Origin of the sequence: Nannocystis pusilla (assembly GCF_026626665.1) — a bacterium.
Taxonomy (GTDB): Bacteria; Myxococcota_A; Polyangia; order Nannocystales; family Nannocystaceae; genus Nannocystis; species Nannocystis pusilla.
On record NZ_JAPNKE010000002.1, the window covers coordinates 7,826,403 to 7,846,255 of the forward strand.

The 19,853-nt window shown below is 70.6% G+C and carries 9 protein-coding genes; 4 read left to right on the forward strand and 5 right to left on the reverse strand.

What is annotated here, in order from left to right:
* Positions 1-26: 26 nt before the first annotated feature.
* The 4 genes from OV079_RS34415 to OV079_RS34430 all read left to right on the forward strand — a co-directional run bounded on the left by OV079_RS34415 (position 27) and on the right by OV079_RS34430 (position 9,796).
* Complete coding sequence (locus OV079_RS34415) at positions 27-2,795, forward strand: beta-propeller fold lactonase family protein (protein ID WP_267773583.1); 2,769 nt, start codon at positions 27-29, stop codon at positions 2,793-2,795.
* A gap of 200 nt (positions 2,796-2,995) precedes the next feature.
* Positions 2,996-5,068 carry a hypothetical protein gene (locus tag OV079_RS34420; RefSeq protein WP_267773584.1) on the forward strand — a complete coding sequence of 691 codons (2,073 nt, stop codon included), beginning with the start codon at positions 2,996-2,998 and terminating at the stop codon, positions 5,066-5,068.
* 23 nt (positions 5,069-5,091) lie between these two features.
* On the forward strand, positions 5,092-7,344 hold the full coding sequence (locus tag OV079_RS34425) for a cation:proton antiporter domain-containing protein (protein ID WP_267773585.1): 2,253 nt from the start codon (positions 5,092-5,094) through the stop codon (positions 7,342-7,344).
* A 58-nt stretch (positions 7,345-7,402) separates the two neighbouring features.
* Positions 7,403-9,796, forward strand: a complete 2,394-nt coding sequence (locus OV079_RS34430; protein ID WP_267773587.1) for a cation:proton antiporter domain-containing protein — start codon at positions 7,403-7,405, stop codon at positions 9,794-9,796.
* An 88-nt stretch (positions 9,797-9,884) separates the two neighbouring features.
* Here the strand turns inward: OV079_RS34430 and OV079_RS34435 are convergent, their stop codons facing one another.
* From OV079_RS34435 to OV079_RS56465, 5 genes are all read right to left on the reverse strand, one after another.
* Positions 9,885-11,822 carry an IgGFc-binding protein gene (locus OV079_RS34435; RefSeq protein WP_267773588.1) on the reverse strand — a complete coding sequence of 646 codons (1,938 nt, stop codon included), beginning with the start codon at positions 11,820-11,822 and terminating at the stop codon, positions 9,885-9,887.
* 494 nt (positions 11,823-12,316) lie between these two features.
* Complete coding sequence (locus OV079_RS34440; protein ID WP_267712013.1) at positions 12,317-12,493, reverse strand: DUF1328 domain-containing protein; 177 nt, start codon at positions 12,491-12,493, stop codon at positions 12,317-12,319.
* A gap of 254 nt (positions 12,494-12,747) precedes the next feature.
* Positions 12,748-12,942 carry a CsbD family protein gene (locus tag OV079_RS34445; RefSeq protein ID WP_346660444.1) on the reverse strand — a complete coding sequence of 65 codons (195 nt, stop codon included), beginning with the start codon at positions 12,940-12,942 and terminating at the stop codon, positions 12,748-12,750.
* A gap of 484 nt (positions 12,943-13,426) precedes the next feature.
* On the reverse strand, positions 13,427-14,872 hold the full coding sequence (locus OV079_RS34450) for an IS1380 family transposase (protein ID WP_267778721.1): 1,446 nt from the start codon (positions 14,870-14,872) through the stop codon (positions 13,427-13,429).
* Positions 14,873-14,973: 101 nt separating this feature from the next.
* Positions 14,974-19,338 carry a translocation/assembly module TamB domain-containing protein gene (locus OV079_RS56465; protein WP_267773590.1) on the reverse strand — a complete coding sequence of 1,455 codons (4,365 nt, stop codon included), beginning with the start codon at positions 19,336-19,338 and terminating at the stop codon, positions 14,974-14,976.
* Positions 19,339-19,853: the final 515 nt, after the last annotated feature.

Genomic DNA, 19,853 nt, shown 5'->3' on the forward strand with positions numbered 1-19,853 from the left:
GGCGGCGCCTCGGTACTGTGACTGCGATGGAAACTCGCAATCTGTGCATCAGCTCGCTCGTCACGCTCCTCGCCATAGGCGGCACCATTGAGTCCGCACACGCCGCGACCCCCTTCGCCGCCTTCGAGAGCGGCCAGGTGCGCCCGCTGGCGATGAACCACAGCCGGACCCGACTTTACGCGGTCAATACCCCCGACAACCGGCTCGAGGTCTACAAGATCAAGAATAGCGGCGCCCTCGAGCACGAGGCGTCGGTACCCGTCGGACTCGAGCCCGTCGCCGTCGCCGTGCGGAGCGACGACGAGGTGTGGGTCGTCAACCATCTTTCGGACAGCGTCAGCATCGTCGATGTCGACAGCGCCACTCTTTATGTCAAGCGCACCCTGCTGGTCGGCGACGAGCCGCGGGATATCGTGTTCGCCGGGCCCGGCAAGTCGCGGGCGTTCATCACCGCGGCGCACCGCGGCCAGAACGCACCGTTCGACCCGAAGCTCACCACCCCGGGGATCGGCCGCGCCGACGTGTGGGTGTTCAACGCCAACAACCTCGGCAGCAGCCTCGGCGGCACCCCGCTGACGATCGTCAACCTCTTCAGCGACGTCCCGCGCGCCCTGGCCGTGTCGCCGAACGGCAGCAAGGTCTACGCCGCCTCGTTCGTGTCCGGCAACCGCACCGCGGTCGTCGCCCTCGGCGTGATCCCCGACGGCGGTCAGGCCGTCGGCGGCATCCCGCTGCCCAACGTCAACCACGCCGGCGTCCCCGAGCCGGACATGAGCCTCATCGTCAAGTACAACGGCGCGCACTGGGTCGACGAGATCGGCCGCTGGTGGGACAGCAAGATCAAGTTCAACCTGCCCGACAAGGACGTGTTCGTCATCGACGCCAACGCGGCCACCCCGGCGGTCCTGCCCGGCAATTCGGGGTTTTACCGCAGCGTCGGCACGGTCATCTTCAACATGATCGTCAACCCGCTGAACGGGAAGGTCTACGTCAGCAACACCGAGGCGCGCAACGAGGTCCGCTTCGAGGGCCACGGCGACTTCGCCGGCACGACCGTCCGCGGCCACACCGTCGACAACCGCATCTCCGTGCTCGGCAGCTCGGGCTCGGTCCAGCCGCGCGACCTCAACAAGCACATCGACCGCGACGACTGCTGCGGCGCGATCCCCAACGACACGAACGCCCTCAGCGTCTCGCAGACCCTCGGCATGGCGATCACCGCCAACGGCCGCACGCTCTACACCGCCGTCCTCGGCAACGACAAGGTCGTGCTCTACGACACCGGCGACCTCGAGGGCGACGACCACTGGCCCGACGAGATCGATCAGATCGCGGTCAGCGGCGGCGGCCCGACCGGCCTGGTGCTCGACGAGTACCGCGACCGCCTGTACGTCCTGACCCGCTTCGACAACGGCATCTCGATCATCGACACCGACGACCGCGAGGAGGTCGGCCACGTCACCATGCACAACCCCGAGCCGCAGTCGCTGGTGGCCGGCCGCCGCTTCCTCTACGACGCCGCGCTCACCTCGAGCCAAGGCGACCAGGCGTGCGCGTCGTGCCACATCTTCGGCGACAAGGACGAGCTCGCGTGGGACCTCGGCGACCCCGACGGCGACGTCACCGACCCGCCGAACATCCTCAAGGACGAGTTCTTCGACTTCCAGGTCCCGTTCCACCCGAACAAGGGGCCGATGACGACCCAGAGCCTGCGCGGCCTCGCCAACCACGGGCCGATGCACTGGCGCGGCGATCGCAACGGCGAGGGTCAGGGCGCCAACGCCCAGCCGAACGGCGGCGCCTTCAGCGAGGTCGCGGCCTTTGGCGCCTTCAACGTCGCCTTCGAGGGCCTGCTCGGGCGCGACGGGCCGCTGACGGCCCAGCAGATGCAAGCGTTCACCGACTTCCAGCTGCAGGTGATGTACCCGCCGAACCCGATCCGCGCGCTCGACAACAGCCTCAACGCCGACCAGCAATTCGGCCGCGACTTCTTCATGAACGTCGAGACCTTCTCGTTCGTGCCCGAGCGCAAGTTCACCTGCGAGGGCTGCCACCGCCTCGACCCGACCGCCAACCCGGGCGAGCCGCACCCCGGCTTCTTCGGCAGCGACGGCGAGCTCGTCGGCGGCGAGTTCTCGCAGACCTTCAAGATCCCCCACCTGCGCAACATGTACACCAAGGTCGGCACCTTCGGCTTCCCCGGCGGCGACCCCGTCTTCAACGACCCGGACGCCAGCGCCTTCTACGACCCGAGCCACAAGGGCGACCAGATCCGCGGCTTCGGCTACACCCACGACGGCTCGAAGGACTCGCCGATGCGCTTCTTCAACGCCTTCGTCGCCACGCCGGTGACCCCGAACGGCTTCACCGACTTCGAGCAGATGCGCAAGGTCGCCGAGTTCACGTTCGCCTTCGACACCAACTTCAAGCCGATCGTCGGCCAGCAGATCAGCCTCACCGCGAGCAACGGCGCGGTCGTCGGCCCCCGCATCAACCTGCTGCGCCAGCGCGCCGACGCCGGCGACTGCGACCTGGTCGCCAAGGCCCACGTCGGCGGCCAGGAGCTCGGCCTCTACTACTCGGGCGGCAGCTACGTCACCAGCTTCTCGGCGATCCCGCCGCTCAGCGACGTCGCGGTGCGCCTGCTGGCCCAGTCGGGCAAGCCCGTCACCTACACCTGCACCCCGCCCGGCTCGGGCTTCCGCCTCGGCGTCGACCGCGACGGCGACGGCCACCGCGACGGCGACGAGCTGCTGCACCTCAGCGACCCGGCCGACCCGAACGACACGCCGTGAGCCCGCGCGGCGCGGAAACCGACATGTCTTTCGGGACACCCCGGATGTCTCGGGACACCCGAGCATGTCCCGAGGGACAGGTAAGACCTCCGCCGATCGCGCCGAGCAGGTGCGCGCCTGTTCAGGCGCGCGCTGACGGCGCGGGAACGCGCCTTGCGTCGCCTTCACCGCCGGGGGTCGCGAGCTGATATCCTCGGCCTGTGATCCTCGACCCTCAGCTCGCCCGGCTGGCTGAGTGGTTCGCGGCGCTCCAGGGACGGGCCGGCGAGCTGCTCGACCAACGTTTGCGCGGAGATTGCCTCGGCGGCCTGGAACAGGTCGCGTTGACGCTCGAGCAGCAGATGCAGCCGGCGCAGGCGCCGGAGGAGACGCTCGTCACTCTGGCGGACGACGACAACCGGCACCCGCTGTCGCGGACGCGCTGGCGCACCGTGCTCGAGCACGAGATCCGCCCGGCCATCCACGCCGCCCGCGACACCCTCGCCGCCACCGCGACCGCCTTCGACGGCGGCATGGCCGCCGCCGGCCTCTTGACCGATCTCGCGCGCACCGTCGCCGAGGAGCCCGAGCTCTACTTCCTCGATCGCTCCGCCGAGGACTCCGCCGCCGCCAAGGCCGGGCCGGTCCAGATCGCGGTGCCGCTGCGCCGCTGGCTCGAAGAGATGTTCGCCGAGCCGGTGCGCGGCCTCGTCATCGAGCTCACCCGCCGCGCCGCCGCCCTCGCCCGCGACGCCGCCGCCGAGCTCGAGCGCATCGAGACCGTCCTCGACTACCACCTCTTCATCGTCGAGGACAGCCGCGAGGTCGAGGCCCGCGACGAGTCGGCCCACACCGGCCTCGGCCACGCGATCCGCCTGGTCCGCACGCTGTCCGAGCGCAGCGCTCGCGACGTCCGGCGCCTGTTCGCGTGGTTCGTCGGCGAGAGCTCCGCGCGCATGGACGACGCCCTCGCCCCGCTGCGCACGCACCGGCCCGACGAGCTCATGCAGCAGCTCGAGGCGCGGGCCGCCCGGTCGCGGCCGTCGTGGCTGCGGGCCCAGCGCGACCGCGCCCGCTTCGGCGCCTCGGCCCTCTACACCCGCGCCGCGCCGCTGGTCCGCGAGCTCGCCCAGGACGTCCGCCGCACCTTCACCGGCGAGGGCCCGCGCGTCGGCTACTGGGACCTCCTGATCGCCGGAGACGACCGCGCCAGCAGCCTGCCCGCGATCTACCGCCGCCTGTTCGGCGAGGTCCCGCTCGGCCTGTCCGACCTCTACCAGCGGCGCCCGCGCCTCGAGGCCCCGTGCCGCAAGGTCTTCGAGACCTGGCTCGAGGGGCAGCGCACCGCCCTGCTCGTCACCGGCGACCGCGGCGCCGGCAAGCGCACCCTCGTCAACCGCGTGCGCGCCGAGCTGCACGGCGAGCTGCCGATGCACTGGATCTCGATGGGCCCGCACCTGGCCAGCGAGGCCCGCCTGTGCGCCGCCCTGTGCGAGGTCACCGGCGCCCCCTACGCCGCCAGCTTCGCCGAGTTTTCCCGCGTCGTCCCGCTGGTCGGCAAGCGGCGCGTGCTGATCCTCGAGAACGCCGAGCAGCTGTTCGTGCGCACCCCCGAGGGCCTCGCGCGCATGCAGGCCTTCCTCGACATGGTCCGCGTCACCGACGAGGCCATGCTGTGGATCGTGCTGATGGCCGCGCCCGCCGCGACGCTGCTGGAGACCTGCCTGCGGCTGCCGCTCTACTTCGGCCAGGTGGTCGAGGTGCCGGCCGAGTCCGGTCGCTTCATCGAGAACATGATCCGCTCGCGCCACCGCGTCAGCGGCTTCGGCCTGCGCTTCCGCGAGCGCCGCGCCCCCGCGCTGCAGCGCCTGCGGCGGCCCTTCACCCGCGCCGACATGCTGCCCGACCCGGGCGAGGAGTGGTTCGCCGACCTCGAGCGCATGTGCGCCGGCAACCTGCGCCAGGCCCTCGACTACTGGCTGCTCTCGGCCCGCCTCGATGTGAAGACCGAGCACGACATCCTCGTGCGTCCGCTGCCGCGCCGCCGCGGCACCGCCCTGAACGACCTGTCGCTGTCGCAGCGGCAGGTGCTGGTCAGCCTGGTCCAGCACGGCGCGCTGACCGAGACGCAGCTGCAGGAGATCGTGCGCAGCGGCGGCGGGATCGGCCCCGAGATCGACGACCTGCGCCGCCGCCACCTCGTCGATCAGGGCGGCCCCGGCGGCTTCCTCACCCTCCGCTCCACCGCCGTCGGCCCCGTCACCCACGACCTCCGCTGGCGCAGCATGATCTGACCTTCGGACCTGTCCTGAGCATCATGGTCTTTGAAACAGCCGCAACTCTGCTGACGGAGACGGCCGCCGAGGCCGGCGAGGCCGGGCAAGCCGTCCTCAAGTCGCTCGGGCACCACGCGGTGTTCCTGCTGCTACTGCAACTGGCGGTGCTCCTGGCGACCGCGCGGCTGCTCGGCGAGCTGCTGCGCAAGCTCAAGCAGCCGGCCGTGATCGGCGAGCTGGCCGCCGGGGTGCTGCTCGGGCCGTCGGTGCTGGGCGCGCTGGCGCCCGAGCTGCAGCACTACATCTTTCCGCGCGACCAGCACCAGGCCGACCTGCTGTCGGTGGTGTCGTGGCTCGGCGTCCTCTTCCTCATCATCGTCACCGGCCTCGAGACCGACATCGGCCTCATCAAGCGCCGGGGCAAGAGCGCGCTCCTGATCTCGAGCTGCGGGATCACCATCCCGCTGATCGCCGGCGCCACCTTCGGCTGGTACCTGCCCGAGGTCTACCTGGCCGACCCGAGCAAGCGCCTGGTGTTCGCGCTGTTCATGGCGGTGTCGATGAGCATCTGCGCGGTCCCGGTGATCGCCAAGGTGCTGATGGACCTCAAGCTGATCCGGCGCGACATCGGCCAGCTGATCCTCGCCTCGGCGATGACCGACGACACCGTCGGGTGGATCCTCCTCGCCGTCGTCGCCGGCCTCGCCACCGCCGGCCAGGTCGACCCGATCTCCGTCGCCGAGGCCGTGGGCGGCGCGCTGGTGTTCCTCGGCGTGATGCTCACCGTCGGCGTGCCGATCGTCGCCCGCATCATCTCCGGCGTGGACCGGCGGATCGGCGGCGTCAACGCCCAGACCTCGCTGGTCATCGCCCTCGCGCTCGGGGCCGCCGCGCTGACGCATCAGATGGGCATCGAGGCGGTGCTGGGCGCCTTCGCCGTCGGCATCCTCGCCGGCCAGGCGCCGCGGTTCCGCCGCGAGGTCGGCCACACCCTCGAGGTCGTCACCGCCAGCTTCCTCGCCCCGATCTTCTTCGCCTCCGCCGGCGTCAAGGTCGACCTCGCGCGGCTCGCCAACCAGGAGGTCGCGCTCGTCGGCCTCGGCGTGCTCGGGCTCGCGTGCGCGTGCAAGATCACCGGCGTCTACGTCGGCGCCGCCTTCGCCCGCCTGTCGCACTGGGAGCGGCTGGCCATGGGCTTCGGCATGAACGCCCGCGGGGCGATGGAGATCGTCGTCGCCACCGTCGGCCTCGGCCTCGGCATCCTCACCATCGAGCTCTACTCGATCATCGTCATGGTAGCGATCGTGACCTCGATGATGGCGCCGCCGATGCTGCGGTGGGCGCTGTCGCGGGTGAAGATGGGCGAGAGCGAGGCCAAGCGGCTCGAGGCCGAGGCGATCGCCGCCAGCAGCTTCGTGCGGCAGATCCGGCGCGTCCTCCTGGTCAGCCGGCACGCGCACAGCGTCGACCTGCCGGCGCAGATCGTCGGCTACCTCAGCCACGAGCAGCCGATCGAGGTGACCGCCGTGTACGCCCGCCCGCAGGCGGTGAAGACCTCGTGGTGGCAGTTCTGGAGCCGCCGCGGGCGCCGCTACGCGGCCGTCGGCGCCAAGGCGCTGGAGCGGCTGGCCCGGCCGTTGCGGCTGCTCAAGGGCTCGCGGCCCGAGCTCAAGATCATCAGCGACCCCGACCCGGCCGAGCAGGTGTTGACCGAGGCGCACCGCGACTACGAGCTGCTGGTGCTGGGCGAGGTCCACCGCGGCACCGAGTCGCTGTTCGGGCCGATGGCCGACCGCATCGTCCACAAGGCCCCGTGCCCGACCCTCATCGTGCGCGAGCCGGCGCGCGAGCTCGGGTCCGGGCAGCCGACGCTGTACCGCCTGTGGTCGCCGCGGAAGATCCTCGTGCCCACCGTCGGCACCGAGTACAGCAAGAACGCCGTCGAGCTCGCGGCTGTCCTCGCGGCCAGCACCAAGGCCGAGGTCACGATCCTCCACATCTCGCGCACCGGCTCGAACGACGTCGAGACCGCGCGGCCGCACGAGATCGGCGCGCAGATCGTCGCCCGCGAGGCCGAGCGGGCCAAGAAGTTCGGCGCCAGCGTCGAGACCGTCGTCATGGAGGGCATGAGGCCCGAGGAGGACATCGTCCGCCTCGCCGCGCAGGGGAGCTTCGACCTCATCGTGCTCGGCAGCAGCCTGCGCGCCGTCTCGACCCGCGCCTTCTTCGGCCACCGCGTCGAGAGCGTGCTGAAGCACGCCCCCTGCCCGGTCGTGCTGCTCAGCGCCGGTTGAAGCTCGCGGGCCCGGCTCGAAATAGCGCCGCTGCGGCGCGCTTCACGAACAGCGCTTCGTGATACACCGAAAGGGCAAGAATCACCGTCGCTACGGGTCTCGCCGGGGACCTCGCGGCATCGAGCCCTCCCGGACGCGTCCTGAGCGGACCCAAGGGACCTGTGACCGCGACCATGTCCTTCTGCGCCCCCTCGCGTCCTCGTTCGACCTCACCTCTCTCTTCGCGGCCCTGAGCGACACCGCCGAGGCTGCGGCGTCGACCGCCGTCATCAAGGGCCTCGCGCACCACGCGGTGCTGATGCTGCTCGTGCAGATCGCCGTGCTGCTGGCGATGGCGCGCTTCCTCGGCGAGATCATGCGCAAGTTGAAGCAGCCGCCGGTGGTCGGCGAGCTGATGGCGGGCGTCGTGCTCGGCCCGTCGATCCTCGGCCTCGTGTGGCCCGAGGCGCAGCACACCCTGTTCCCGAAGGACCAGCACCTGGCCGATCTGCTGGCCGCGATCTCGTGGATCGGCGTGCTCTTCCTGCTGATCTGCACCGGCCTCGAGACCGACCTCGGCCTCATCAAGCGGCGGGGCAAGACGGCGCTGATGATCTCGGCCGGCGGCATCCTCGTCCCGTTCGCCACCGGCTTCGCGCTCGGCGAGATGTTGCCGGAGGCCTACCTCGCCAACCCTGACGCGCGGCTGGTGTTCAGCCTGTTCATGGCGGTGGCGATGAGCATCTCGGCGGTGCCGGTGATCGCCAAGGTGCTGATGGACCTCAAGCTGATCCGGCGCGACATCGGTCAGCTGATCCTGGCGGCGGCGATGACCGACGACACGATCGGTTGGATCCTCCTCGCCGTCGTCGCCGGCCTGGCCAAGACCGGCGTGGTCGACGTCGTCACCGCCTTGAAGTCGATCGGCGGCGCGGTGGTGTTCATGCTGTTCGCCTTCACGCTCGGCGCGCCGCTGATCGCCCGGGTCATGGCCACCGTCGACAAGCGGTTCGGCGGCTCCGGCTCGCAGATGTCGCTGGTGCTCGCGCTCGCGTTCGCCACCGCCGCCTTGACCCACGAGATGGGCATCGAGGCCGTGCTCGGCGCCTTCACCGTCGGCATCCTCGCCGGCCAGGCCCCGCGGTTCCGCCACGAGGTCGCGCACACCCTCGAGCTCGTCACCGCCAGCTTCCTCGCCCCGATCTTCTTCGCCTCGGCCGGCGTCAAGGTCGACCTCATGCGCCTCGCCGACCCGGACGTCGCCACCGTCGGCGCGATCGTCCTCGGCATCGCCTGCTTCGGCAAGTTCGTCGGTTGTTACCTCGGCGCCTGGGTCTGCGGGATCTCCCACTGGGAGCGGCTCGCGCTCGGCTCCGGCATGAACGCCCGCGGCGCCATGGAGATCATCGTCGCCACCATCGGCCTCAGCCTCGGCGTCCTCAGCGTCGAGATGTACTCGATCGTCGTCATGGTAGCGATCGCCACCTCGCTGATGGCCCCGCCGCTCCTGCGCTACACCCTCTCGAAGGTCAAGATGGGCGAGAGCGAGGCCAAGCGGCTCGAGATGGAGGCGCTGGCGGCCAGCAGCTTCATCCGCCAGGTGCGGCGCGTCCTCATGGTCAGCCGCAACGCCCACAGCGTCGACTTGCCGGCGCAGATCCTCGGCTACCTCAGCCACGAGCAGCCGATCGAGGTCACCGCCGTGTACGCCTGCCCGCAGGCGGTGAAGACCCCGTGGTGGCGCGGCCTGGCGCGTCGCGTGCGGCGCTACCACGCCACCGGCGCCAAGGCGCTCGAGCGGATCGGTCGGCCGCTGCGGCTGCTCAAGGGTTCGCGGCCCGAGCTCAAGCTGATCACCGACGTCGACCCGGCCGAGCAGGTGCTGGCCGAGGCCGCGCGCGACTACGAGCTGCTGGTGCTCGGCGAGACCCAGCGCAGCACCGAGGCGCTGTTCGGGCCGGTGGCCGACCGCATCATCCACAAGTCGCCGTGCCCGACCCTGATCGTGCGCGAGCCGGCGCCCAAGATCGCCAAGGGCGAGAAGCCGCCGCTCTACCGCGTGTGGTCGCCGAAGAAGATCCTCGTGCCCACCGTCGGCACCGAGTACAGCAAGAACGCCGTCGAGCTGGCCGCGGTGCTGGCGACCAGCACCAGGGCCGAGGTCACCATCATCCACATCTCGCGCACCGGTTCGAACGACGTCGACATCGCCCGGCCGCACGAGATCGGCGCCCAGATCGTCGCGCGCGAGGCCGAGCGGGCCAAGAAGTTCGGCGCCAGCGTCGAGACCGTCGTCATGGAGGGCGCGCGGCCCGAGGAGGACATCGTCCGCGTGGCCGCGCAGGGCGGCTACGACCTCCTGATCATCGGCAGCAGCCTGCGCGCCGTCTCGGCCCGCGCCTTCTTCGGCCACCGCGTCGAGAGCCTGCTGAAGAACGCGCCCTGCCCGGTCGTCCTGCTCAGCGCCGGCTGATCGCTACGGCCGATAAAACGAAGGGACATGCCCTCGCGGGCATGTCCCTTATTTCATGTCCCGAGGGTCATGCCCTCGCGGACGGCGCTCACTGCGGGTTGATGATCTTGAGCCGCATGCCGCCGGGGTAGGCGTAGGACGTCACGCCGGTGTAGCCGACGCTGACGATGCCGAACGGCTCGTCGCTCTCGGCGAGGTGGCCGCCCTGGCTGATCTTCCAGTCGGACACCTCGTAGTTGCCGACCGTGTAGTAGCCGCCGACGGTCGCGCCGTCGACCTTGACGTCGGCGCCGCCCTTGACGCGGATGACCTGGACGTAGTCGGCGGAGTAGCCGGTGCCGGTGGCGAACGCGTAGCGGTCGAGGAACTGCTCGACGGGGATCATCTGGTACATCGCGGGGTCGCCGGTGCCGGCGCCGCCGTCCTGGCTCTCGAGGTACTGGACCGGCAGGAACGGCTTGTCGCCCGAGAACATGAAGCTGGTGTTGTTGGGCACCACGATGTCCTTGTACTGGCCCTTGTTGATGGTGAAGGGCGTACCGGGCTGGACGGGGTCGGTCGAGACGGTGGTGCCGTCCTCGCCGGCGAACACGCGCCAGTAGTGCTTCTCGTTGCCGCGGTCGGGCGAGTGGGCGCCGACGTAGGTCTTACCCCAGTAGTCGAGGGGCAGCATCTGCTCCTCGATGTGGTCGCAGTAGGTGACCTGGTTGGTCGGCACGTTGACGCACTCGACGGCGCCGACGACCCAGATCGGCTTGTCGGCCTCGATGAACGTGCCCGACACGTCGCTGCCCGTCTGCGGCCCGCGGACCTGCAGGGTGTCGAAGCGGTTCATCGTCACCTGCCCGGTCGCCCCGCCGTTGACCGCCGGCACGCCCGCGCCCGCCAGCGTGTTCTGCGGCGGCGTCCACTTGACCGTGGTGCCGTCCTGCAGCGCGATCACGTTGAAGTAGCTGGGGTACTGGTTGTGCGTGTCCTTCCACGAGGCCACGATGTAGTTCTGGCGCAGCGCGTACTCGGGCAGCAGCATCGACGCGTCGTTGGTCGCCTGCGAGCCGAGCGGCGAGTGCAGGTAGGCGATGATCGGGATGTTGCTGCTTACGCGGTAGACCCCGCCCTTGCGCAGCTCGGACTTCTTGTCGAGCGCGGCGTTGCTCATCTGGAACGTGTAGGTCATGCCCGGCGCGAGGTTGACCGGCGCGCCCTGGGGCTGCTCGACGTTCTGGCCGTTCGGCACGAAGTACAGCTGGACCTGCGCCGTCTTGGTCGGGTGCGTGTTGCCGACGATCAGCGAGTCCGCCTGGCCGTCGTTGAAGTTGTCCATCTTTTGGCCGAGGAACGAGCAGCCGACCGAGCTCGGGCTTGTCTGCACGAGGTCGCACAGCTCGGTACAGCCGCCGAAGTCGCACTGCTGGGTCGCGCTGCACGCGACCGGCGGGTCGAAGGCGTCGCCGTTGGCGTTGCAGGTCTTCTCGGCGTCGAGGCCCTCGCACAGCACCTGGCCCGGGTTGCACAGCATGGAGCCGCACGCGCCGTTCTTGCAGGTCTGGCCGTTGCCGGGGCACGGCTGCGGCTCGAAGCCCTGACAGTCGTCGCTGCACACGAGGATCTGGTCGCCCTCGCAGCCGTTGAGGTCGCCCGGGTTGCACACGCACGGGCCGGCGGTCGTGTCGGTGTCGCTCGTGGTGGTGGTGGAGGTTGTCGTGGTCCCGGAGACCGGCCCGGTGGTGTCGGTGGTCGAGGTCGAGACGTCGGTGGTGCTCACCGTGCTCGCGTTGGTGGTCGAGGTGTCGGTCGTGCCCTCGCTCGCGCTGGCGGTGCCGGTCCCCTCGGTGGTGGCCGCCGTGGAGGTCGGCGTGTCGCTCGTCGAGGTCGGCGTGTCGGTGGTCCCCGGAGTGGTCGTCGCCTCCGTCTGGCCCGTCACGTTCGTCGCCGACACGGCCGTCGTCGCCCCGTCGTCGCCACACGCAGGCAGCAGTACGGCCGCCGTCAACCCAAGCTTGAACAAGTCTTCCCGCTTCAGCATCAGCCACGTGTGCCACACACCGCCGAGCCGCTCAAACGCAAAGTGGCGGCGCAGCAGTCCGAGCAGTCACGCGCGCGCGACCGGGGGGTCCGCCGGCCTGCATGTGTGGCCGTACGCGCGCTCGCGACCCGTGCGCTCGCTCGCAGCTCCGCGTCTGCGGGTCGACGGCGACATGCGTCGACGCTTGCACATGTCCCTCGGGGCACATGGCGCTCGGGACAGACAAGGGCGCCCCGCAGCTCGCGTGGCGCGCGCTGCGGGGCCCTATCTGTCCTTCAAGACATCTTATGGAACGGCCGTGCGCGGCGCGGATCTGCCGCGGGGCGCGCGCCACGTGACCTGGCCCGTGGCCGTCACGCGACGCGGTGCGCGGCGGTCGTCATCGACCCGCGCACGGCTGAACTCGTCGCTCGCAGCACCGCGGGCTCGTGGAAGCGTCCGCGGTGCGCCCTCCGGCGCGCCGTCCCGCGCGGGACAGCGCGGCGCGGGGCGCCTCAGCCGGCGATCTTCTTGCCCGCCACGAGGCCGGCGACCAGCATCACCGCGAAGATCACGATGAAGATGAAGAACAGCACCTGCGCGATGTCGGAGGCGGCGTTGGCGACACCGCCGAAGCCGAAGATCGCAGCGATGATCGAGATGATGAAGAAGACGACGGCCCAACGAAGCATTGTTTTTTCCTCCTACGGATATTAATAGGCAGGTCGGGCGGCCGGGCAACGATGCTATCGCCATTTTGATCATCTCATTATGCACAATCAACCCCGGCGCGTCGATTCTCAGGGCAGCGAGCCCAGCACGTACGTGCCAGAATTCAGGCTCCTACGGGCTTCTGGCCCTTAAAGGGACCGCGCCCGCCCCCGATTGCACGAGGGGGCAGGCGCGGTGATTCAGCCGGCGGCCACATGTCGCCGGCGCTTCGTTGCTATGGCAGATGGAGGTCCTCGAGTTTGCGTTGAATCGCCTCCTTTCCGTCGCCGAAGCGCTCCTGAATGATGCCGTACAGCTTGTCGGCCGAGCCCTCTGCCTTGAGGAAATCGTCGTCGGTAAGCTCGCCCCAGATCCGCTTGGCCTTGCCCTTGATCTGGTCCCACTTACCCTGCGCCTGATCCTGATTGATGGCCATGTTTCGTTCTCTGCTCCTGTTCACAGTCTGATCGCGGTTGCCCCTCGGGCGAACTGGCCTACGCCCTTTGAACGTCGTTATTTCGGCTCTAGCGGGCGATCTGGGCGGGCGCGGCAGGCGACGCGGCGAGCGCGCAGGCCTACGGCGCGCATGCCGCAGGATTCCGGCGAATGCACCACCTGTCCTTGCGGGCATGCAGCGCAAACGCGAGGGCCGCGTGGACGCCTCGCTAGCCCGGATTTCTCACCACGGGTTAGCAGCGCCTGCCGAGCGGTTGTTGAGCGGCTTGGCGGGCGAACTCGCGGGCGGTGATGACGTGGGCGAGGGCTGCGCTTGTCATGCTGTCGGGATCGCGCGAGATCGAGCTGTAAGCCGGATTACAAGGCTGGCGACGCTTTCTGAGCCACATGTCCATGAGGACAGACGAGCCCCGGCGCGCAGCGCGGCGCACCGCTGAGACGGAGGTTGTCGAGGGGCGTCAGGGTCTCATGACGTGATGTCGGTGGAGGTTCTCGAGGGCCCGCCACCACACCTGCTGGAGCGGGAAAACCGAGCTGAGGGAGACGCGGATCCGGCGGACCGAGGTGGTGACGATGGCGCCGATCTTGAGCAGCTTCGTGCGGATGGTGGAGACCTGGGCGTGGGCGAGCTCGGTGCCGGCGAGAGCGAGGCGGCGGAGCTCGTTGAGGATCATGTAGGCGACGGACGAGAGCCACAGGCGGAGCTGGTTGGCACGCAGCGTGTGGGCGCTGGTGCGGTCGGCGAAGAGGCCGAGTTGCTGCTCTTTGATGCGGTTCTCCATGTCACCGCGGGCGCAGTAGAGGTCTTCGTAGAGCGTGCGCGCGTCGTACTCGTCGCTCGACAGATTGGTGGCGACGAAGCGCGGGTTCTCCTTGTCCGTCGTGTACTCGGCCTTGCCGATAACTCGACGCTCGCAGGACCAGGAACGGGTGGTCTCGTAGCGAAAGTCCTTGAAGACGCGCGCGTTCTTGCCGGTCTGCTCGGAGAGGGCGCGGGCCTGCTTCATTTCGTCCTCGATCTCGGCGATCAGGCGCGAGTTCTTCTGCAGGCCGAGGACGAAGAAGAGGCCGTTGTCCTCGCACCAACGCATGACCTCGTCGCGGCAGAAGCCGGAGTCGCCGCGCACGATGATCCGGACGTCGGGCCAGCGCGCGAGGAGCTGCCCGACGATCCGCTCGAGCTCCTCGAGCGCGCCGCTGACCGGCTGCTTGTCGGCCGTGTTCAGCGCAGCGCCGAGGAGGAAGTCGCCGCAGAAGACGTACAGCGGAAGGTAGCAGTAGCTGTCGTAGAAGCCGTGGAAGAAGCGGCCCTCCTGCTGGCCGTGTACGGGGTCGTCCGTCGCGTCGAGATCGAGGATGAGCTCGGCCGGCGGCCGGTCATGCGCGGCGAGGAAGGTGTCGACGAAGAGGCGCTGGATGCCGTGGTCGTCGTAGCTGCTCTTCTTGTAGCGCTCGTCGCCGGCCACGATCGGCCTCGCCAGCTCCAGACGGTTCAGCGTGCTCTTGCCGGCCAGCGCGTGACCCCGGTCGCGCTCCCGCTTGCGCTGCTCGCCCGTCGGGTCGGCCTTGCCCACCGCAAGCGCCAACAGGGCGTCGTCGCGGAGCGTGTCGTGGTCGTTCAGATCCTCGTAGCCGCACAGCAAGCCCAGCACGCGCTGCGCGAGCAGTTCCTCGACGGTGTGCTCGATGCGGCTCGAATCTCGGTGGTCCCGGAAGCAGGCCGCGAAGCGTCGGAACACTCCTGAACTCTTGGTCAGCTCGCGCAGCAGCAGCAAGCCGCCGTCCGAGCTGACCCGCCCGGCGTCGAAGGCGGCCTCGACTCGCCGCCGCCCGGCGGGTTGAAAGTCGAACTCGGTGCGGATACACCTTGTCGTGTTCCGGCCGTACCCCTGGGTGACAGGCAATCGTTTCACACCCGCTCTAACTCGGGATGTACGGCCGGAATTCCTATCCGTGGTGAGAAATCCGGGCTAGCGCCGACGCGGCCCTGGCTCCCGGCGAAGGCTCAGCGGGTCGTGTCGACCTGCGCCGTCTGCTTCGTCGGCGTCGTCTTGGGCGGCGGGTGGTGCTCGGGGTCGCGGATCGGGGGCAGCTTCTCGGCGCCGGTGCGGCCGAAGGTGCGACGCCAGAACACGTCGAGGCCGCCGACGGCGGCGTCGCCGAAGAAGGTCTCCACCGACCACTGCGGCTTGAAGCGGTACTCGAACGAGCCCTCGATGCGGTTGGTCCGGATCGGCGCGTTGTGGTGGTAGGTGGTCTCGGCGTAGATCTTCTTCGTCAGGTGCTTGCCGACGCTCAGCACCGGCTGCGTCACGTCGTCGGCGAAGCCGAACTTGATGCGGTCGATGCCGAGCTTCTGGTCGGCGAAGCGCGACAGCGTCGGGTTGCTGAAGTTGACGAGCAGGCCGGCCGCGCTGGCCTGCGTCTTCTTCGGGTCGCTCTCCTGCGTGTCGGCGGTGCCGGTCAGCAGCAGCGCGAAGATCTGCCCCTCGGTCAGCGACGGGCGCGAGCGCAGCTTGAGCTCGGGCCGGCTGAGGCGGCCGCGGATCGCCACGGTCACCTCGGCCTGCGGCGTGGTCGTGTCGGCGGTGAGGTCGAGGTACGGGTCGACCGTCGTGCCGTCCTCCGGCAGGAATACGCGGCCCTGGTCGATGGTGAAGCGGTTGCCGAGCAGTTCGAAGCGGCCGCGGTCGGAGCGGAAGCCGCCGGTGACCTCGGCCTTTTCGCCCTTGCGGTGCAGCGCCAGCGCGCCGCTCCAGTTCATGTCCATCGACACGCCCTTGATATGGACCGGCTGCTTGAGCCGCACCTCGAGGTCGAGGTGGCTGTTCTCGACGTCGGCCGTCGGCGGGGTCTTCGACGGCGGCAGCGTGCGCTCCTCGGCGAGCACCACCGCCGACTCCTTGTCGCTCGCCGCGGCCGCCTGGCTGCCGAGCGCCGCCTGCAGCTCGGGCAGCGGCCCGGTGACGATCTTGACGTGCTCGTTCTCCGGCAGCGGGTCGGGCGCGCGCGTCGTCAGGTCGGACACCCACACCTCGGCGCCGTCGACGTCGATCGCCACGCCGAGCCCCTCCGCGCTGCGCTTGACGTCGGCGCGCACGTGAGTGTCGACGATCATCTGCGGCAGGCCCGGACGGACCACCGGGAAGCTGCGCAGGGTGAGGTCGGCGTCGGCGTCGATCTTGCCGCCGCTGGCGAACTTGACCCCGCCGGTGGCCTTGAGCCGACCCTCGCCGCTGGTCGCGGTGAGGCTGGTCAGCTTGACCTCCGGGCCGTCGGCGTCGATCTGGAAGTTCAGGTCGCGGAACCGCTGCTGCAGCGCCACCACCGTCACGCCGCCCTTCTGCAGCCGCGCCTGTCCGCGCAGCTTCGGCTTGCCGATCACGCCGCTGGCGGTGACCTCGCTCGAGAAGAAGCCGGTGAAGTCGTAGATCGCCTCGGGGAAGAAGCCGCTGAGGTAGCGGAGGTCGGTCGCGTTCGCCTTGAGCTCGCCGCGCAGCGGCGCGTCGGTCAGCTTGGCCTGCTTGGCGCGCAGCTCGGGGATCGACGCCTTGGTGTCGACCGCGAACTCAAGCCTGCCCTTCTCGGTGCGCCGGCCGAGGCTGCCGCGCACCGCCTGCTTGGCGTCGTCGACGTCGGCCTGGATCTTCAGCGGCAGCCCGCCCAGCACCTTGTGGCCGATCTCGCCGCTGACGAGGGCCTTGCCGCGCACGTGCTCGGCGTCCATCTCGGCCTGGGCGTGGATGTTCAGGGCCACCAGCGCCTGCTGCGGCAGCGGGCTGAACGGCTCGAGCGCGTCGTGGTCGAGCTTCTCGATGGCGAGCTTGACCTTGCCCGGCCGCTCGGTCGCCCACGCGAACTCGCCCGAGCGCAGGTCGACGTCGAGCGGCACCCGGCCCGACAGCTCGAGGGTCGTGATCTTGCCCATGCGGCCGTGCGCGTCGACCTTGGCCAGGCCGTCGCGGAATTCGAGCTCGGCCCGCAGCGCGCCGACCGGCTGGCCCTTGAACGAAAACCTGTCCGCACGGACAGCTCCGCGCAGCTTCGGGTGACGGCCCGCGCCGTCGAAGGTGACCCCGCCGCTGATGCGCCCGCCGAGGTTGAGCCCGAGCAGCGGCTCGAGCGGCGCCAGCTCGAGCTCGCGGAGGTCGAGCATCAGCGCGTACCAGCCGTCGCGACGCCAGCGCACGCCCGAGGCGTCGAGCGCGACCGGGGCCAGCGCGCGCACCTGGAAGCGCCCGACCTGGCCGCCGCCGCCCGAGAGGTCGACCGCCGCGCCGCCGTCGCGCATGGTCGCCAGCAGCGACAGCGAGCCGAGGGCGATCCGGCGGTGCATGAGGTTCTCGCCGCGCAGCTCGGCCTGCAGCTCGGGCTTGGTGGCCGGACCGGTCATCTCGGCCCGCAGGGTCAGCTTGCCGCCGGCGTCGTGCCCCGGCGCGATCGCGTCGAGCTGGTCGGCGACGTCGATGTCGTCGAGCTGCACCAGGACCCGGTGGTCGCGCTCGCGGTGCCACGCGAAGCGGCCGCGCAGCGGGTCGAGCTCGAGCGGCACCTGCACGTCGACCTGCGCCCGCCCGCCGCTGCGGTGGAGGTCGACCTTGCCCTGCAGCCACTCGCCGCGGTGGCTGACGCTGACCGCGACGTCGCCGACCGGCGCGCCGGCGATCGTCAGCCCCTTCGCGCGCCACTCGGTCAGCACCCGCGGGGTCGCCAGCGGCCCGTCGGTGCCGTTGGCCTCGAACAGCACCATGCCGTCGAGCCGCCCGGCGATCTCCGGCCGCTTCACCCACTGCTGCAGCTGCGCCAGCCGCACCTCCTGGGCCCGCAGCTCGACCTTGGTGTACGCCTGGCCGATCGAACCTGTCCGCAGTGACATGTTCACATGAACAGGCACCTCTGCCCGCACCTTCAGCTCGCGCGCCAGCGGCCCGTGCAGATTGACGTCGACCTCGGCGCGGCCGCCGTCGAGGCGAGCCGCGACGTCGAGGTCGCCGAAGGTCTTGCCCTGGAGGCCGGCGCGGGCGATCCGCACGTCCGCCGCGACCGAAGGCGCCTCCGGGCGGCCGTGGACGCGCACGTTCGCCGAGGCGAGCCCGGCCGGCCGCAGCTTCGGCAGCAGCGGCCGCAGCCGCGCCAGCGCCAGCCCGCTGAGGTCGACCTTGATGTCGCTCGGCCCGTCGGCGTCGAGCACACCCCCGGCCGCGAGGCGCCCGCCGGCGATCTTCAGCGCCAGGTCGTCGACCTCCAGCTTCGTGCCCGACAGCACCGCCTTCGCCGGCTTCTCGAGCTCGGCGTGGAAGCCGGCGAACTCGGCCTTCAGCTTGTCGAGGTCGGCGCGCAGCTCCTGACCTGTCCGAACGGACACGTCGACCTCGGCCCCCGTGCCCGGCCCGAGCGCCCCCGCCCGCACCCGCGCGAGCAGCGGCGGCAGCGCGGCCGGCACCGGCGGCGCCACCGGCCCGGGCGCCAGCTTCTCGACGTCGAGCCGGACCTCGCCGCGATCGACGGTCTGCCCGCCGACCCGCAGCGCCTCGAGCGCGACCGCGACTGTCCCACCGGACATGCCCTGAAGGACATCCAGATCGATGCGCGCGTGGTCGACCGCCACGCCCGCGGCGTCGACCCGGCGCAGCTCGAGCGCGCCGGCGCAGCGCAGCTCCGGCCCGACGCACGCGCCGCGGCCCGAGAGCGTGCCGGCCAGGTCGGGCAGCCTGGCGAACTGACGCCCGACCCCGGCCGGGCGGGCCACGTCGATCACAGACAGGCGCCAGTCGATCTCGCGCAGCGACCCGCCCACGGCGGTCACGTCGACCAGCGCGCCGATCCCGGCCGCGTCCAGAGCTGCCTCGAGGGACAGGTTCTTGCCGGCCGGGTCGACCACGCCGTCGACGTCGAGCGACAGCCCGCCGAGCGACGCGCACTCGGGGCAGCGCAGCCCGCCGGCCAGCGCCAGCCGCTTGCTCGGCATCTGCCGCGCGTGCAGCTCGAGCGTCGGGCGCACCCGGCCGAGCCGCGACTGCGTCCACGGCGCCAGGTCGGCGTCGACCATCATCGTGACGTCGGCCTCCGGCGTCCCGCGCCACGCGCCCGCGCCCGCGAGCCGCAGCGCCAGGTTCGGCGCCAGCGCCAGGCGGACCTCGCCCGCCATGTCCTCGGGGACACCCTCCGCCGAGACCGCCAGCTCGAGCGTCCCCGCCGGCGCCATCAGCTTCTCCACCGAGCCCGGCGGCAGGTACTCCGCCAGCAGCCCCAGCGCCGCGCGGGCCTTCACGTCGACGAGCATCCGCCACGAGCGCACATCGAGCTGCGCCTGGGGGATCTCGATCGACGCCGCGTCCGCCACCACGCGCAATCCCTCGACCGTCGCCACCGGCGAGCCCCAGCGCGCGCAGCACCAGCTCCTCGATCTCGCGGCTCCCGAGCAGTCGCCCGCGCCCCGCGGTGATCTCCGCCTCGGCCGCGCGGCCGACCCCGCGCGCGCGCAGGTCGAGGTCGAGCGCCTCGACGATCGGCGCGCCGTCGGCGAAGTAGACCGCGCCGTCGCGCAGCTGCAGGGCCGCGGCGATGGCGAGCGGCAGGTTCGGACCTGGCGGCTCGGACATGTCCTTCGGGACATCATCACCGGGCGGCGCGATGTCGGCGAAGCTGCCGCCGGGCCCGGGCAGGTAGACGCGCGGGCGCTCGAGCACCAGCGAGTCGACCGCGAGGTCCTTGCCGAGCAGGGCCAGCGGCGACCACTCCAGCGCGAGCGCGTCGGCGGTGATCAGCGCGCGGCCCTCGCGGTCGGACAGCGTCACGCCGCGCAGGGTGAACGAGCCCAGCAGCGAGCCCTCGGCCGCCTCGATCGCCACGCTGCCGGCGATCTTGTCGTTGTAGATCGGCAGG

What these genes read in the sequence shown, in the direction of transcription:
- OV079_RS34415 (WP_267773583.1), top strand. Translation starts at nt 27, where the DNA reads ATGGAAACTCGCAATCTGTGCATCAGCTCGCTCGTCACGCTCCTCGCC.
- OV079_RS34425 (WP_267773585.1), top strand. Translation starts at nt 5,092, where the DNA reads ATGGTCTTTGAAACAGCCGCAACTCTGCTGACGGAGACGGCCGCCGAG.
- OV079_RS34435 (WP_267773588.1), bottom strand. Translation starts at nt 11,822, where the DNA reads ATGCTGAAGCGGGAAGACTTGTTCAAGCTTGGGTTGACGGCGGCCGTA.
- OV079_RS34440 (WP_267712013.1), bottom strand. Translation starts at nt 12,493, where the DNA reads ATGCTTCGTTGGGCCGTCGTCTTCTTCATCATCTCGATCATCGCTGCG.